The 15,064-nt window shown below is 73.3% G+C and carries 19 protein-coding genes; 6 read left to right on the forward strand and 13 right to left on the reverse strand.

What is annotated here, in order from left to right; genetic code table 11:
* Positions 1 to 20: 20 nt before the first annotated feature.
* From crcB to Q5530_RS14655, 3 genes are read right to left on the reverse strand one after another with little or no spacing between them, the layout of a single operon-like run.
* Positions 21 to 353, reverse strand: a complete 333-nt coding sequence (gene crcB, locus Q5530_RS14645; RefSeq protein WP_415362731.1) for a fluoride efflux transporter CrcB — start codon at positions 351 to 353, stop codon at positions 21 to 23.
* The gene (locus tag Q5530_RS14650) at positions 350 to 703 is read right to left on the reverse strand and encodes a fluoride efflux transporter FluC (protein ID WP_415362733.1); all 354 of its coding nucleotides are present in this window, start codon (positions 701 to 703) and stop codon (positions 350 to 352) included. The genes crcB and Q5530_RS14650 overlap by 4 nt, the downstream gene beginning before the upstream one ends.
* A complete protein-coding gene (locus Q5530_RS14655; RefSeq protein ID WP_380636487.1) occupies positions 693 to 1,130 on the reverse strand; it encodes a MarR family winged helix-turn-helix transcriptional regulator in 438 nt (145 codons plus the stop codon). Before Q5530_RS14655 ends, Q5530_RS14650 begins: the two co-directional genes overlap by 11 nt.
* Before the next feature lie 251 nt (positions 1,131 to 1,381).
* On the opposite strand from Q5530_RS14655, the gene Q5530_RS14660 reads away from it, so the two are divergent.
* Positions 1,382 to 2,188, forward strand: a complete 807-nt coding sequence (locus Q5530_RS14660) for an SAM-dependent methyltransferase (protein WP_415362734.1) — start codon at positions 1,382 to 1,384, stop codon at positions 2,186 to 2,188.
* A 6-nt stretch (positions 2,189 to 2,194) separates the two neighbouring features.
* Positions 2,195 to 4,213 carry a diguanylate cyclase domain-containing protein gene (locus Q5530_RS14665; RefSeq protein ID WP_415362735.1) on the forward strand — a complete coding sequence of 673 codons (2,019 nt, stop codon included), beginning with the start codon at positions 2,195 to 2,197 and terminating at the stop codon, positions 4,211 to 4,213.
* Between the two features lie 48 nt (positions 4,214 to 4,261).
* On the opposite strand, the gene Q5530_RS14670 is transcribed toward Q5530_RS14665, so the two are convergent.
* The 5 genes from Q5530_RS14670 to Q5530_RS14690 form a co-directional block, all read right to left on the reverse strand.
* Positions 4,262 to 5,629, reverse strand: a complete 1,368-nt coding sequence (locus Q5530_RS14670) for an NAD(P)(+) transhydrogenase (Re/Si-specific) subunit beta (RefSeq protein WP_380636497.1) — start codon at positions 5,627 to 5,629, stop codon at positions 4,262 to 4,264.
* Positions 5,626 to 5,901: an NAD(P) transhydrogenase subunit alpha gene (locus tag Q5530_RS14675; RefSeq protein ID WP_380636500.1), complete on the reverse strand. Its 276-nt coding sequence runs from the start codon at positions 5,899 to 5,901 to the stop codon at positions 5,626 to 5,628. The genes Q5530_RS14670 and Q5530_RS14675 overlap by 4 nt, the downstream gene beginning before the upstream one ends.
* Positions 5,898 to 6,995, reverse strand: a complete 1,098-nt coding sequence (locus tag Q5530_RS14680; RefSeq protein ID WP_415362737.1) for a Re/Si-specific NAD(P)(+) transhydrogenase subunit alpha — start codon at positions 6,993 to 6,995, stop codon at positions 5,898 to 5,900. The genes Q5530_RS14675 and Q5530_RS14680 overlap by 4 nt, the downstream gene beginning before the upstream one ends.
* Positions 6,996 to 7,081: 86 nt before the next feature.
* Positions 7,082 to 8,245, reverse strand: coding sequence for a nitric oxide synthase oxygenase (locus Q5530_RS14685; RefSeq protein ID WP_415362739.1), 1,164 nt, complete (start codon positions 8,243 to 8,245; stop codon positions 7,082 to 7,084).
* A 170-nt stretch (positions 8,246 to 8,415) separates the two neighbouring features.
* Positions 8,416 to 9,546, reverse strand: coding sequence for an FAD-dependent monooxygenase (locus Q5530_RS14690; protein ID WP_415362740.1), 1,131 nt, complete (start codon positions 9,544 to 9,546; stop codon positions 8,416 to 8,418).
* Positions 9,547 to 9,607: 61 nt separating this feature from the next.
* Between Q5530_RS14690 and Q5530_RS14695 the strand changes: the two genes are divergently transcribed.
* Positions 9,608 to 10,192 (forward strand): TetR/AcrR family transcriptional regulator, encoded by a 585-nt coding sequence (locus Q5530_RS14695; RefSeq protein WP_415362742.1) that lies wholly within the window; start codon positions 9,608 to 9,610, stop codon positions 10,190 to 10,192.
* Positions 10,193 to 10,269: 77 nt separating this feature from the next.
* On the opposite strand, the gene Q5530_RS14700 is transcribed toward Q5530_RS14695, so the two are convergent.
* Genes Q5530_RS14700 through Q5530_RS14710 form a run of 3 tightly spaced genes read right to left on the reverse strand, consistent with a single transcriptional unit; the run spans position 10,270 to position 12,248 of the window.
* Positions 10,270 to 10,509: a helix-turn-helix transcriptional regulator gene (locus tag Q5530_RS14700; RefSeq protein WP_380636509.1), complete on the reverse strand. Its 240-nt coding sequence runs from the start codon at positions 10,507 to 10,509 to the stop codon at positions 10,270 to 10,272.
* 15 nt (positions 10,510 to 10,524) lie between these two features.
* The gene (locus Q5530_RS14705; RefSeq protein WP_415362743.1) at positions 10,525 to 11,376 is read right to left on the reverse strand and encodes an ABC transporter permease; all 852 of its coding nucleotides are present in this window, start codon (positions 11,374 to 11,376) and stop codon (positions 10,525 to 10,527) included.
* Positions 11,373 to 12,248 (reverse strand): ABC transporter ATP-binding protein, encoded by an 876-nt coding sequence (locus Q5530_RS14710; protein WP_415363059.1) that lies wholly within the window; start codon positions 12,246 to 12,248, stop codon positions 11,373 to 11,375. The genes Q5530_RS14705 and Q5530_RS14710 overlap by 4 nt, the downstream gene beginning before the upstream one ends.
* A gap of 187 nt (positions 12,249 to 12,435) precedes the next feature.
* Here Q5530_RS14710 and Q5530_RS14715 point away from each other — a divergent pair, with 187 nt between their 5' ends.
* Together Q5530_RS14715 and Q5530_RS14720 are read left to right on the forward strand one after the other, a co-directional pair.
* Positions 12,436 to 13,635, forward strand: a complete 1,200-nt coding sequence (locus Q5530_RS14715; protein WP_415362745.1) for a cytochrome P450 — start codon at positions 12,436 to 12,438, stop codon at positions 13,633 to 13,635.
* Positions 13,632 to 13,826: a ferredoxin gene (locus Q5530_RS14720; protein WP_380636514.1), complete on the forward strand. Its 195-nt coding sequence runs from the start codon at positions 13,632 to 13,634 to the stop codon at positions 13,824 to 13,826. The genes Q5530_RS14715 and Q5530_RS14720 overlap by 4 nt, the downstream gene beginning before the upstream one ends.
* Positions 13,827 to 13,893: 67 nt before the next feature.
* On the opposite strand, the gene Q5530_RS14725 is transcribed toward Q5530_RS14720, so the two are convergent.
* Both Q5530_RS14725 and Q5530_RS14730 read right to left on the reverse strand, forming a co-directional pair.
* On the reverse strand, positions 13,894 to 14,241 hold the full coding sequence (locus Q5530_RS14725) for a type II toxin-antitoxin system PemK/MazF family toxin (RefSeq protein ID WP_415362746.1): 348 nt from the start codon (positions 14,239 to 14,241) through the stop codon (positions 13,894 to 13,896).
* Positions 14,228 to 14,458, reverse strand: a complete 231-nt coding sequence (locus Q5530_RS14730; protein WP_380636516.1) for a ribbon-helix-helix domain-containing protein — start codon at positions 14,456 to 14,458, stop codon at positions 14,228 to 14,230. The genes Q5530_RS14725 and Q5530_RS14730 overlap by 14 nt, the downstream gene beginning before the upstream one ends.
* A gap of 128 nt (positions 14,459 to 14,586) precedes the next feature.
* Here Q5530_RS14730 and Q5530_RS14735 point away from each other — a divergent pair, with 128 nt between their 5' ends.
* Positions 14,587 to 14,985 carry a hypothetical protein gene (locus Q5530_RS14735; RefSeq protein ID WP_415362748.1) on the forward strand — a complete coding sequence of 133 codons (399 nt, stop codon included), beginning with the start codon at positions 14,587 to 14,589 and terminating at the stop codon, positions 14,983 to 14,985.
* Positions 14,986 to 15,064 lie beyond the last annotated feature (79 nt).

A 15,064-nucleotide genomic window follows, 5' to 3' on the forward strand; every position in this document is an offset into this window, starting at 1 on the left:
CCCGGACCGGCGCGCGGGCGTCACCGGCCGAGCCGGTACCCCAGCCCCGCCGCCGCGACGCCGACGACCACGCTGATCGCGACGTTCGCCAGCGCCCGCCCCGCGCGGCCCTCCTCGACCAGCGCCACGGTCTCCCAGCTGAACGTGCTGAACGTGGTCAACCCGCCGCAGAAGCCGGTGCCGACCAGCGCCGCCACCGCGGGGGCGGACCCGGCCACCAGGCCCAGCACGAACGACCCCACCACGTTCACCAGCAGCGTCGCCCACGGGAACGAGCGCCGCAGCGCGCGACCGACCAGGTACCGCAGCACCGCCCCGACCGCCGCCCCGGCGAACACCAGCACCGGCGTCACGGCACGACCCGGCGGGTGAGCGCGGCGGCCCCGGCGGTCGCGGACAGGCCCAGCAGGACCGACGCCACGAGGTACGCCGCGGCCCGCCAGTCCCCCAGCTCCACCGCGTCCAGCGCGCAGGCCGAGAACGTCGTGAAGCCGCCCAGCACGCCCACGCCGAGGAACGGCCGGGCCAGCGGGTGCAGCCGGGGCGCCACCACCAGCAGCGCCCCGATCAGCGCGCACCCGACCACGTTGACCAGGAGCACGCCCGCGACACCCGGCACCGCCGGCCCCACCCCGTAGCGCGCCGCGCCGCCCAGCCCGCCGCCCAGGGCCACGGCGGCGACCACGCGGTTCTCAGTGGTCACGCAGGTGGTCCACCAGCCGGTCCAGGGCGGCCAGGGCGCGCACCACGTCGGCCCGCTCCCCCGGTTCGAGCTTGTCCAGCGCCGAGCCGATGCGCTTCTCGTGCGCGGCCTGCCACACGGCCAGCTGCTCGTGCCCCCGGGGCGTGACCGACAGGCGCGCGACGCGGCGGTCCGCCGGGTCGCCGCCCCGCTCGACGAGGCCGCTCTCGATGAGCTGGCCGACCAGCCCGCTGACCGTGTTGGGCGCGAGGCGCAGCTCCGAGGCCAGGTCGCCCACGCGCATCGGGGGCCGCTCGGCGAGGGTCTGGAGGAGTTCGACCCGGGCCATCGGCAGCGCGTCCCACGGCCATTCGGAGCGGATGCTGGTGCGCAGCGCCCGGCGGAGCCTGGTGACCACGTCGGTGAGCGTGCGGGCCTCGTCTGACATGGGCGAAGGGTACTGGCCGGCGACCCCCCGGCGGGTGGTCGCGACGCTCGCGGCGCCCCGGTGCCCGGCATGTGGGACGGCTCGCCGGACGGCACGTCTCCCGGGCACCGGTCGTGGTCCTCGTCACTCCGACGGCCACACCGACGAGTGGTGTCTAGGCCGATCGGGGACAAGCGGGCTCACCCCCTGCCAACGCACGGATCATGTCAGTACTGTCGCCCCGCGGGGGCGAGGCGGATGGGTGAGGTGCGGTGGCGGATCGGCTGAGCTGGGTCCCTGACGACGTCGACACGGGGCTGCCCAGCGCCGCCCGGCTCTACGACTACCTGCTGGGCGGCGGCCACAACTTCGCCGCCGACCGGGCGTTGGCGGAGAAGTTCATCCTGGCCCAGCCCAACGCGCGCACGATCGCCCGGCTCAACCGGTCCTTCCTCCGGCGCGCGGTGCTGCACCTGGTCGACGCCGGCGTGCGGCAGTTCCTGGACCTGGGGTCCGGCATCCCGACCGTCGGCAACGTGCACGAGGTCGCCGGCCGGGCCGCGCCCGGGTCGCGCGTGGTCTACGTGGACTTCGAGGACGTCGCCGTCGCGCACAGCCGGATGATGCTGGAGCGCGAGGAGTCGGCCACGATCCTCCAGGAGGACATGACCGACCCGGAGGCGGTGCTGGCCGCCGCCCGCGGCACCGGCCTGCTGGACTTCGCCGAGCCGGTCGGCGTGCTGGCCGTGGGCGTGTTCCACTTCGTGCCGCCGGAGGCGGACCCGGCCGCCGTGGTCGCCGCCTACCGCGACGCGGTGGCGCCCGGCAGCCACCTGGCGCTCTCCCAGTTCACCTCGGACCTCCAGCCGGAGGAGATGGCCCGGGTGGTCGAGGTGATGAAGAAGAGCGCGAACCCGATGTACCCGCGCACCCACGCCGAGATCACCGCGCTGTTCGCGGGCTTCGACCTGGTCGAGCCCGGGGTGGTGCCGCTGCCGCGGTGGCGCCCGGAGGAGGGCGCCGCCGAGGAGGACGCCGAGCGGGCCGGGATCTTCGCCGGGGTGGGCCGCAAGGGGTGAGCGCCCGTGCCACCACCCGCTAGGACCCGTCGCAGGGAACTGGCCCGCGCGTGGATGCGCGCGATCTACCCGACCGCGTACGTGCCCCGGTCGCCGGTCGAGATCGAGCTGTACCTGCTCGACCTGGTGGACGTGGTCGTGGACGCGGTGCGGGCCGAGCCGTTCACGCCCGAACCGGTCGTCGCCGTCGGCCGCGGGCTGGTCGAGGCGCACTTCACCGGGCCGGACACGTTGCGGCGGACCACGGAGGTGCTCGGGCACGCCCTGCTGTTCAGCCCGGAGTTCGACGACGTGCCGGGGCTGGTGGAGCGGGCGGTCGCGATCCTGGGCGCGGTGGGCGCCGGCTTCGCCACCGCGATGCGGCTGGACGCGTTCGACCAGCAGGAGGAGGTCAAGCAGGCGCTGCTGCTGGCCAAGCGCCGGGCCGAGCGCGGGCTGCGGGTCAGCGAGGCGCGGTTCCGCGAGGTGTTCGACTCGTCCGGGTTCGGCATGGTGATCACCGACGCGCGCGGCACGTGCGTGGAGGTCAACGAGTCGATGGCCGAGATGGTCGACCGGGACCCGGGCTGGTTCGCCGGGCGGCGGCTGGCCGAGCTGTTCCACCCCCGGGACGCGGAGCACCTGACCGTCGCGTACCGGTCGGTGGGCGAGGGCCGGGTGGAGCGGTTCCGGGAGCAGCGGCGGCTGCTGCGCGCGGACGGCGAGCCGGTGTGGGCGCACCTGGCCGTGTCGCTGCTGCGCGACGACGCCGGCGCGCCCGCCTACCAGGTGACGATGGTGGAGGACGTCAGCGAGCTGCACCTGCTCCAGAAGAACCTGGACTTCCAGCTGGTGCACGACTCGCTGACCGGCCTGGCGAACCGGCCGAGCTTCATCAGCCGGTTGGAGGCGCTGCACTCGCGCGGCGGGATCACCCTCTACCACCTGGACCTGGACGGTTTCTCGGTGGTCAACAACGGCCTGGGCCACGAGGTGGGCGACCGGCTGCTCAAGGAGGTGGCCCACCGGTTGGAGGCGGTGGTCGTCGGCGAGGAGGCGCTGGTCGCGCGGATGGGCGGCGACGAGTTCGCCGTGGTGGTGGTCGACTCGCCCACCACGCCGACCGTGCCCGACCTGGTGGAGCGGATCAACGAGGCGCTGGAGCGGCCGATGGACGGCGGCGTGGCGCTGTCGTGCGGCATCGGCGTGGTGGACCGGCCCCCGGCCGGCTGGGACGTGGCCGAGCTGCTGCGCGCCGCGAACGCCACGCTGCGCCGGGCCAAGGAGGCGGGCAAGCGGCAGTGGCTGCCCTACGACCGGCACGAGGACCAGCGGTCGCGGACCCGGATGGCGCGGGCGGCGCGGATGCCCGGCGCGCTGGCCGACGGTGAGCTGGAGGTCGAGCACCAGCCGGTGGTGGACCTGGCGACCGGGCGGGCGCTCGGGCACGTGGCGCGCCTGCGGTGGGACGACCTGGACCACGACGAGTGCGTGGAGCTGGCCGAGGCCAACGGGTTGTCGCTCGCGCTCGGCCAGTGGGCGCTGCGCGAGGCGGCGGGCGAGGTGACCGGCGTGCTGTTCTTCGAGCTGTCGCCCATGCAGTCGCGCGACGAGGACCTGGTCCGCGCGGTGAAGCGGACCCTGGACGAGACCGGCCTGCCCGCGTCGCGGCTGCGGATCTTCCTGGACACCAGGTCGATGTTCACCGAGACGGGGCAGGACAACGCGCGGGTGCTGCGCGACAGCGGCATCACCACCGGCCTGAGCCGCTTCAACGGCGGGCAGGCCGAGCTGTCGCTGCTGGCCGAGCTGCCGGTGGGCTCGCTGGTGCTCGACCCGTCGGTGGTGACCAGGCTGGCGGACCTGCCGCGGGGCTTCCTGCACGACGCGATCACCCGCATGGTGGAGCTGGTGCGGCGGTCCGGCGTGGCCGTGCTCGTGCCGGACGTGCGCGACCGGGAGCGGGCCGACTGGTGGGCGCGGGTCGAGGCGGACGCCGCGTTCGGCGACCACTTCGGACCGGCCGTGCCGGGCTACGAGCTGTAGCGCGGTCGTTTCCCGGCCGGGAACCGCCCCGGCCGGGAAACGACCGCGCTACACCTGCTTCACCGCCGCCAGCAGCTTGGTCAGCGAGTCCTTCGCGTCACCGAACAGCAGGGTCGTCTTCGGGTTGTAGAGCAGGGTGTTGTCCACCCCGGCGAAGCCCGGCCGCATCGACCGCTTCATGAACACCACGGCCTTGGCCCGGTCCACGTCGAAGATGGGCATCCCGTAGATCGGGCTGCTCGGCTCGTCCCGCGCGCCGGGGTTGACCACGTCGTTCGCCCCCACCACCAGCACCACGTCGACGCTGCCGATGCCGGGGTTGACGTCGTCGAGCTCCTTGAGGTGCTCGTAGGGCACGTCGGCCTCGGCGAGCAGCACGTTCATGTGCCCCGGCATCCGGCCCGCGACGGGGTGGATGCCGTACGCCACGTCGATGCCGCGCTGCTCCAGCAGCTGCGCCAGCTCCCGCGCGGCGTGCTGGGCCTGCGCCACGGCCAGGCCGTAGCCGGGGACCACCAGCACCGAGTGGGCGTAGCCGAGCAGGATCGCGACGTCCTCGACGGTGCCCGACCGGACGGTGCGCTGCTCGCCGGTCGCCGCCGCGGTGGCGGTGGTCTTGAAGGCGCCGAACAGGATGTTGGTCAGCGGGCGGCCCATGGCCTGCGCCATCAGCCGGGTCAGGATCGTGCCGGACGCGCCGACGAGCGTGCCGGCGACGATCAGCAGCGTGTTGGCCAGCACGTAGCCCGACGCGGCCACGGCCAGGCCGGTGAACGCGTTGAGCAGCGAGATCGCGATCGGCACGTCCGCGCCGCCGACCGGCAGCACGAACAGCACGCCCAGCGCGAGCCCGGCCACCGCGAGCAGCACCAGGAGCGTGCCGCTGCCGGTGAGTACGACACCCAGCGCCAGCAGCGCGCTCGCCACCGCCGCCGCGACGCCGACCACCTGGCCGGCGGGCAGCAGCACGGGCCGCGTGGTCATGACCTCCTGGAGCTTGAGGAAGGTGACCACGCTGCCGGAGAAGCTGACCGAGCCGATCAGCACGGTGAGCACGGTGGCGACCTGGAACAGCACCGAGCCCTCGGCGACCTCCAGGAACTCGGTGAGCGCCACCAGCGCCGCCGCCGCGCCGCCGACGCCGTTGAACAGCGCCACCATCTGCGGGATGGCGGTCATCTTCACCGACCGCGCCGCCGGGATGCCGACCGCGACGCCGGCGGCGATCGCGACCAGGATGAGCAGTCCGTTGTGGACCGCGCCGTGGACGTAGGCGGTGACCACGGCCAGCGCCATGCCCGCCGCGCCGACCAGGTTGCCCGCGCGGGCGTACCTCGGCGTGCTCAGGCCCTTGAGCGCCAGCACGAAGCACAGGGCGGCGGCCAGGTAGGCGAGCTGGACCCAGGTCGGGCTCACCGCCGGTGCCCCTTGAACATCTCCAGCATCCGGTCGGTGACCACGAACCCGCCCACCACGTTGACCGTGGCCAGGAAGACCGCCGCCAGGCCGAGGGCGACCTCCAGTGCGTGCTCGGCGCGGCCGGTGATGAGGATCGCGCCGACCAGGATCACGCCGTGGATGGCGTTCGCGCCGGACATCAGCGGGGTGTGCAGGATGGTGGACACCTTCGACACGACCTCGAAGCCCACGAACACGGCGAGCACGAAGATCGTCAGCAGGTCGATCACGACAGCTCCCTCCTCAGCTCGCCCCGGTGGGTCAGGCAGCAGCCGGCCAGCACCTCGTCGTCGAGGTCCGGCGCCACCCGGCCGTCGGCGGTCATCATCACCAGGAGGTTGGCCACGTTGCGGGCGTAGAGGCGGCTGGCGTGCACCGGCATGGTGCTGGGCATGTTCCGGGCGCCGACGACGAGCACCTCGCCGAGCCAGGTGTCCTCGCCCGGCTGGGACGCGGCGACGTTGCCGCCGGACTCGGCCGCCAGGTCGACCACCACCGAGCCGGGGGTCATCGCCTTGAGCATGTCGTTGGTGACCAGCACCGGGGCCGTCCGGCCGGGCACGGCGGCGGTGGTGATGACGATGTCGGAGGCCGCGACGCGCTCGGCGATCAGCTGCCGCTGGCGTTCCAGGAACTCCTCGGACTGGGCCTGCGCGTAGACGCCGCCCTGGGTCTCCAGGTCCAGTTCGAGGAACTTCGCGCCGAGGCTGCGGACCTCCTCCTTGGCCGCGGCGCGCACGTCGTACGCCTCGACCACCGCGCCGAGGCGGCGGGCGGTGGCGATGGCCTGGAGGCCGGCCACGCCCGCGCCGAGGATGAGCACCTTGGCGGGCGGGACCGTGCCCGCGGCGGTGGTGAACATGGGCAGGAACTTCGGCAGCCGCCGGGTCGCCTCGACCACGGCGCGGTAGCCCGCCACCAGGGCCTGCGACGACAGGGCGTCGGCCGACTGGGCCCTGGTCACCCGGGGCAGCAGGTCGAGGCTGAAGGAGGTGACCCCGTTGGCCCGGAGGACCTCGACCAGCTCCGGCTCGGCGTTGGGCTGGAGGAAGCTGATCGTGATGTCGCCCTCGCGCAGGCGGGCGGCCTGCTCGGGGGTCGGTGGTTGGACGGAGACCAGGACCTCGCACCGCCCGGCGGGGTGGTCTGGGACGACGTTCGCACCGGCTGCGCGGTAGGCGGCGTCCGAGGCGTGGGCGTGTCTGCCCGCTCCGGCTTGCACGTCCACCGTGAGTCCGGCACCGATCAGCGTGGTCACCGTTTCCGGCAGACCGGCTACGCGGCGCTCGGCGGGCCGCGACTCCGCGGGTACACCCACTCTCACGGTGATCACGGTAGACCGCTCGAGGTGATCTACGCCACAGTTGACCCTTCACTTCAACCGTATGTACGTCTTGTTGCGCCGAACGGTCAGTGGATGACCGGGCAGACGCCCGTGGTGTCGCCGGGGAAGAAGTTCGGCACCAGCTCGCGCCGGTCGTAGTAGCGGTGGAAGACGCCGGTGATGCCGCTGGACATCGGCGGCACGATCCAGGTCCAGTCGGCCGGGCACGACCGGCCCGCCGCCTCCTCCTTCTCCAGGTGCGCGAGGAACCGGTCGGACTCGGTGTGGTGGTCGGTGATGGTGACGCCCGCCCGCGCGAACGAGTGCAGCACCGCCCGGTTCAGCTCGACCAGGACCCGGTCCTTCCACAGCGTCCGCACGCTGGAGGTGTCCAGCCCCATCCGCCTGCCCAGGTACGGCAGCAGGTCGTACCGGTCGGCGTCGGCGAGGTTGCGCGCGCCGATCTCGGTGCCCATGTACCAGCCGTTGAACGGCGCGGCCGGGTAGTCGACCCCGCCGATGCGCAGGCGCATGTTGCTGATCACGGGCACCGCGTGCCAGCGCAGCCCCAGCCGGGCCAGCCACGGCAGCTCGGGGTGCTCGATCGGCACCTCCAGCACGGCCTCGCCGGGCAGCTCGACCAGGCAGGACTCGGCGCCCTCGCGCGTCACGACCAGCGGCAGCACGTCGAACGGGCCGCGCCGGGCCGGCGGCCGCCACCCCAGCTCCAGCGCCTCCTCCGTCAGGCCCAGGTTGCGCCGGTCGCCCAGCACGCCGCCGTCCGAGCCGAGGTAGCCGGCGTAGCGGATCAGCTGCTCGTTGCGGATGCGCGGTCCCGGCCGGCCCGGCTCGTCCGGGGCGAACACGCTGATCACCGGGCGCACCTTGCCGCCGTTGCCGGCGAGCTTGAGGTGCTCGACGCACTCGTCGGCCACCTCCTTGGGGTCGCGCAGGTCCCGCAGGTCGCGGACCCTCAGGCTGCGCCAGTACAGCCGGCCGATGCAGCGGGCGCTGTTGCGCCACGCGACGCGCGCGCCGAACACCAGCTCGTCCGCCGTGTGGCGGTACGTGCCGGTGGCGGCGACCTCGGCGTGCACCTCCGCGAGGCGGTGCTCGACGGGGCCGAGCTCCGGGTGCTCGCCGTGGTGCAGGCGGACGAAGTCCTCCGCCTCGGCCAGGTCGACGGACGGGGCGGCGGACGGGGCGTGCGGGGACATGGCTTCAGCCGGGCACGAGGGGACGGGGGCCATGGCGGGACACCGTAGTTGCCCCTGCACGCACCGTGCACCGCGGTGTTCGGCACCGGGGGTGGGCACCCCCCGCGTCGAGGGATACACGGTGCGTGCTTGATCGCGCGAAAGAGTGACCCATCCTGGGAAAACGAGTGATATTTGATTGTTATCCGAGCGAGGCTCGGCAGTTACTTGTGATGTACGTCACCGGCGATGTGCCCCCTATCGGGTGACAGCTCGGGCGGGGTCCAGCCGGTGAACCGGTTCATGCCCCGCAGCCCGACCCCGGCGGGCACGGCGCGCATGACCGCGTTCCGCGCCTTCACCACCAACGGGTGACGGACCCGGTGCCCCACCCGGCCCAACAGTCGGGAGGCCCGAGCGACGGCCTGCGTGCGCGGCCGGCGCTGCCGGTCGTACTCGGCCAGCGCGGTCGGCAGGTCGTGCCGCGCGCACATCGCGGCCAGCACCACCCCGTCCTCCACCGCGGTGCACGCGCCCTGGCCCAGGTAGGGCGTCATCGCGTGCGCGGCGTCGCCCAGCAGGGCCACCCGCCCGCGCACGTAGGTCGGCAGCGGCGTGGCCAGCTCGTGGATGTCGTGCCGCAGCACGGTCCCTGGCGGGGTCGCGTCCAGCAGCGCCGCGACCGGGTCGTGCCACCCTCCGACCAGCCGCCGGACCTCCGCCAGCTCGTCGGCGGCGCGGGCGCCCTCCGGCGCGGTGGTCGCCGCGTACCAGCACACCCGGCCGTCGCCCAGCGGCAGCACGCCGAACTCCGCGCCCGGCCCCAGCGTCTGCCCGATCTCCAGGTCGCGCGGGAACCCCGCCCCGGTCACGCCGCGCCACCCCGTCGTGCCCGCGTAGACCGGTCCCGGGTGGTCGGGGAACAGCTCGCGCCGGATCCCGCTGCGCAGGCCGTCGGCGGCCACCACCAGGTCCGCGTCCACCTCCTCGACCGACCGCACCTCGGTCGCGGTGACCAGGCACTTCTCCGGCAGCGCGGAGCGCAGCACCCGGTGCAGGTCGGCCCGGTGCACGGCCACCACGCGGTCGGACCCCGCCTCGGCGACGCGCACCAGCGCCCGCCCCCTCGGGTCGCGGATCAGGCCCGCCACGCGCGGGGTGCCGATCCGCCGCACCTCGTCGGCCAGCCCCAGTCGCGCCAGGGCGCGCAGGGCGTTCGGCATCACCCCCACCCCCGCGCCGACCTCGCCGAACTCGGGCGCCCGCTCCAGCACGGTCACCTCCCACCCGACCGCGCGCAACGCCACCGCGGCGGTGATCCCGCCGAGACCGCCACCCACCACGACCGCCTTCATCGCCTACCCCTTCTACACCTGTAGATAGCGGTACTCTACAGGTGTAGAAGGGAGACGCACCGTGACGGACCGCACGGCGGCACTGGCCGACGCCGCCATCCACCTCGTGGCGACCCGGGGGATGCGCGGCCTGACCCACCGCGCGGTGGACGCGGAGGCCGGCGTGCCGCTCGGCTCGACGTCCGCGTACTTCCGCACGCGGAAAGCCCTGGTGGAGGGCGTGGTGCGGCGGCTGGCGGAGCTGGATGCGGCGGAGGTGGAGGCGGCGGGCCTGACCGCGCCCCGGGACCCCGACGAGCTGGCCGAGGGCGCCGCGCACGTCCTGGACCGGTGGATGAGCGCCACCCGCGAACGCACCCTGGCCCGCTACGCCTGCCTGCTGGAGGCCACCCACCACCCCGAGCTGCGCGACGTGCTGGCCCACGGCGAGGTGTCGCGCGCCCAGGCGCGGGCGGTGCTCACCGCGTGGGGCGCGCCCGAGCCCGAGCGGCAGAGCCGGGAGCTGGTGGCCTTCCTCGACGGCCTGCTGTTCGACCGGCTGGTGGGCGCGGGCGCCCTGCACGCGCCCGATCCGGGGACGCCGGAGAGCCGGGCCGAGCTGACGCAGGCGGTGCGCTCGGCGCTGCGGGCCGTCCTCGGGCGCTGAAGCCCGGGTGCCCAAGCTCGGGCGTTGAAGCTCAGGCGTTGAAGCCCGGGGCGGGGGTGGCGCGGCGCCACCCCCGCCTACGCGGACCGCTCCGAGCTGCCCAGCCGGGGGAACGGGTCGGTGGAGAACACCACCTCCACCGGCACCTCGAAGTACTGGGCGAGGCGCAGCGCCAGGTACAGGCTCGGGCTGTACTCGCCGCGCTCCAGGTAACCCACCGTCTGGTAGTGGATGCCGAGGGCCTCGGAGAGCTGCCGGCGTGACACCCCGCGTTCCGCGCGCAGCATCGCGATCCGGTTGTAGACGCTCTCGCTCACACCAAACCCCCCGGCTCAGGAGCCCCTCTGCAACGCCGCCTGGCGGCGCTGCTCCATGTCCGTGCCCGACTCCCGGCGGGCCATCCGCCGCAGGATCGTAGGCGCAAGCAGGAACCCGACCACCGCCCACGTCGCCAGCACCAGCGCCATCAGCGGCAGCCGCCAGGTCCCGCCCACCTCCGCGGCCGCGGCGGCGTCGGGCAGCAGCGCCCACCTCGTGCCGTGCCCCACCCAGTACACGGGGAACACCTGCGCGACCCCCTGGAGCCACCCGGGCAGGGCGGTGATCGGGTAGAAGATGCCCGAGATCGCCGTGATGCCCATGATCGGCAGCATGGTGATCCCCATGGCGCCGCCGGGGCTCTTGGCGATCGAGCCGGCGACCGCGCCCCACGGCAGCGTGGCGGCCATGCCCAGCGCCAGCACCCCCGCCATGGACAGCAGGCCGCCGATCCCCGCGTCGGCGATCACGTCCACCAGGAACAGCGCCGGCAGGACGACCACCGCCAGGCTGAACACGGTGTCCAGCGAGGTCTGCACGACCCGGCCCACCAGGTAGCCGACCATCCCGTTGGGCACGGCCTTGGCGCGCAGCAGCGTGCCGTCCTCGCGGTTCATCGACAGCGAGCCCGCGGGTCCCACCAGGCCGCTGAAGGCCACCGACATGCCGATCATGCCCGGCAGCGTCAGCGAGGCGAGCGACATGCCCGTGCCCTCCACCTGCGAGTCCCGCTGGAACCACAGCACGGTCAGGAAGGCGATCGCGGAGAAGAGGTTGAACCCCTGGTCGGCGCTGCGCAGGCTGTGCTTGAACTCGCGCCACCCCCGGTCCAGGCCCAGTCGGGCCCCGTACAGCGTGGCGTTCACAGCGCGGCCACCTCCTCCTCCTGCTCCGCCCGGCCGCCCTCGTGCCGCTGCACGAGGGCCATGTAGGTGTCCTCCAGGGTGCTGCGCCGCACCTCCAGCTCGGAGATGCCGCTCTCGTGCCGGCGGAACAGGTCGCGGACGAACGCGGTCGCGTCGTCGGTGGTGTGCACGTGCCGGTGGCCGTCGTGGGTCCAGATCACCTCGGACTTGCCCGCGACGTGGCGGCTGAGCTGGTCGGGGCTGCCGTTGGCGATGATCCGACCGCCCGCGAGCACGAGGATGCGGTCCGCGAGCCGCTCCGCCTCGGCCAGGTCGTGCGTGGTGAGCAGGATCGTCATGCCCTCCAGGTCCGACAGCCGGTGCACCAGGTCGTGGAAGTCGCGGCGCGCGTGCGGGTCGAAGCCCGCGGTCGGCTCGTCGAGGAACAGCAGCTCGGGCCGGCCGACGATGCCGATCGCCACGTCCAGCCTGCGGCGCTGGCCGCCGGACAGCTTGGCGACCTTCTTGTGCGCGTGCTCGGCCAGGCCGACGGTCCCGATCAGCTCGTCGGTGTCGAACGGGCGCGGCCGGTCCGGCGTGCCGTAGGGCCGGTAGTAGCGGCCGACGTGGTCCAGCAGTTCGCGGACGCGCCAGCGCGAGTGGTCGCGCCACGACTGGAGCACCACGCCGAGCTTGGCGCGCCACATCTCGTCGCCCCGGCCGGGCTCCTCCCCCAGGACCCGGACGTGCCCCGCCGACGGCAGCCGGAAGCCCTCCAGGATTTCGATCGTGGTGGTCTTGCCCGCCCCGTTGGGCCCGAGCAGGGCCACCACCTCGCCGGGCGCCGCGCTGAAGGCGACGCCGCGCAGCACGTCCGTCGTGCCGTAGCGCATCCGCAGATCACGCACCTCGATGACCAAGGACCCTCACCTCCCCCTCGTCAGAGTTCTCCCGCGCTTTGTAGCACACCTGCTATCACCCGTACTACGGATATCTCCTTACGGCTTATTTACTTCACGGGTTCGTGAATTTTCTGTAGCTTGCGAAGGAGGTTCGTGAACGCACTGGGAGGTGTGCGGAATGACCGAAACCCTGACGACCGGCCTGCCCGTCGAGAGGCCCGACCCGTTCAACCCGCCCGCGGAGCTGGGGATCCTCCGCGAGACGGAGCCGATCAGCAGGCTCCGGTTCCCGGACGGCCACCTCGGGTGGCTCGTGACGAACTACGCGCTGGCCCGGGAGGTGCACGCGGACCTGCGGTTCAGCAGCCGCAGCGAGCTGCACCACATCCTGCGGGAGGTGGGCGGCCAGGCCGTGCCGCAGCAGCCGCCCGCCCAGCCGGGCATGTTCATCGGGCAGGACGCGCCCGACCACACCCGCTACCGCAAGCTGCTGACCGGCCAGTTCACCGTGCGGCGGATGAACCAGCTGATGCCGCGCGTCGAGCAGATCGTGGCCGAGCACCTGGCGGGGCTGCGGGCGCACGGCTCGCCGGTGGACCTGGTGGAGCACTTCGCGCTGCCGGTGCCGTCGATGGTGATCTGCGAGCTGCTGGGGGTGCCCTACGAGGAGCGGGAGGGGTTCCAGCGCGACACGGGCGCGGCGCTGAGCCTGAACAGGCCGTTCGAGGAGATCAGGGCGGCGTTCGACCGGGTGCTGGAGTTCGTCGCGGACCTGGTGGCGCGCAAGCGCGCCGAGCCCGGCGACGACATGCTCAGCGGCCTGATCGCCACCGGCGAACTCGACGACGAGGAGGTGGCCAACATGGGCCTGCTCCTCCTCGTCGCCGGGCACGAGACGACCGCGAACATGCTGGGCCTGGGCACGTTCCTGCTGCTGACCAGGCCCGACCAGCTCCGGCTGCTGCGCGACGACCCGGCGTTGGTGGACAACGCGGTCGAGGAGCTGATGAGGTACCTGTCGATCATCCACTTCGGCACCACGCGCACGGCGCTGGAGGACGTGGGGATCGGCGGCGTGGTGGTCCGCGCGGGTGAGACGGTGTCGATCTCGGTGACCGCCGCGAACCGCGACCCCGAGCGCTTCGAGCGGCCCGACGAGTTCGACGTGACGCGGTCCGCCTCGGGGCACCTCGGGTTCGGGCACGGGGTGCACCAGTGCCTCGGGCAGCAGTTGGCGCGGATCGAGATGAGGGTGGGGTACGCGGCCCTGTTCCGGGAGTTCCCGGACCTGCGGCTGGCGGTGCCCGCGGCGGAGGTGAGGATGCGGACGGACATGGCGATCTACGGTGTGCACGAGCTGCCGGTGGCGTTCTCGTGAGGGTCGAGGTCGATCAGGAGCGGTGCGTGGGGTCGGGCATGTGCGCGCTGACCGACCCGGTCGTGTTCGACCAGGACGAGACCGACGGGACGGTGCTGCTGCTGGAGCCGTCGCCGACCGGCGCGCACGCGAAGGCGGCGCGGGAGGCCGAGCACCTGTGCCCGGCGGGGGCGATCAGGGTCGTCGGATGACGGGAGCCGCCGGGGCCACGCGCCCCGGCGGCGCAGCCCTGCACGGCTTGGGGCGCGGTGGCTCCCCTCAGAGCGCGAGGTGCAGCCGCAGCGCCTCGTCCAGCTGCTTGAGCACGGTGGGCGGCAGACCGCCGATGCGGGCGCGGAGCCTGGCCGCGGCGACCGTGCGCACCTGCTCGGCCTGCGCCTTGGAGTCCGTGCCCAGCCCGCAGTCCCTGGCGGGCAGCAGGACCTGGAACGGGTACACCTTCGCGGTGTTCGAGGTGATCGGCACGATCGTCACGACCCCTCGGCCGCCCCGCCCGGCGGCCCGGTTCGCCGCGTCGTTGCTCACGACCACGGCCGGGCGGACCTTGTTGGCCTCGGCGCCCCGCACGGGCTCCAGGTCCACCCAGTAGATGTCACCTCGCCGCATCGAGGACACCGTCCGGCGCGGTCACGTCCCACATGTCGGCTTCACCCTCCGCTTCCCACTCCTCCCACGCGCCGGCGTAGGCGTTCTCCAGCCCGGCCTCGCGCAACAGGGTGATCGCCTGGTGGATCACCGAGGACCGCGAGGCGCTGCGGTGTTGCCGCAGGTAGCGATCAACGAACTCTACGTCCTCCTCGGGGAGGCTCACACTGATTTTCACACCCCTGATGCTACCCACGTTCCTACCGCCCGAACACGGCCCCGACCGGACGCAGGTGCCGGCGGCGGGCGGCGGTGTGGGGTAGTACGAGAGGCGTCGAGGTGAAGGCAGCCACCGGGAGGACCCACGTGAAGATCCGCTCAACCGCCCTGTTAGCCGGCGCGGCCCTGCTCGTCTCCTGCTCGCCCGAACCCGGCGCCCCGACCGCACTCGTCCCCGAACCGACCCCGGCTTTAACCGCCGCACCCCTGACCACCACGCCCCCGCCGGTCACCACAGCGGAAGCCGCACCGGCCACCCCGAAGACGTGCACCGTCCCGAACGTGGTCGGCCTGGTCCACCAGACCGCGCAGGACACCATGCAGGCCGCCGGCCTCTTCTTCCTCCACGAGGAAGACGCCACGGGCCAGGGCCGACTGCTCGTGGTGGACCGCAACTGGACCACCACGGCCCAGAGCGTCGCGGCGGGCGAGGTGGTCGACTGCGCCACCAGGATCGTCCTGTCGGCGAAGAAGATCGGCGAGTAGACCTGCGCCTCGGCATCCGCGAACGACCGCTGTGGATCATGCTTCGCGGCGGTCGAAGTCCACGATCATGAGCCTTCCC

The sequence above is a fragment of the Saccharothrix sp. BKS2 genome, assembly GCF_047689505.1.
GTDB classification, from domain to species: domain Bacteria; phylum Actinomycetota; class Actinomycetes; order Mycobacteriales; family Pseudonocardiaceae; genus Actinosynnema; species Actinosynnema lopnurensis.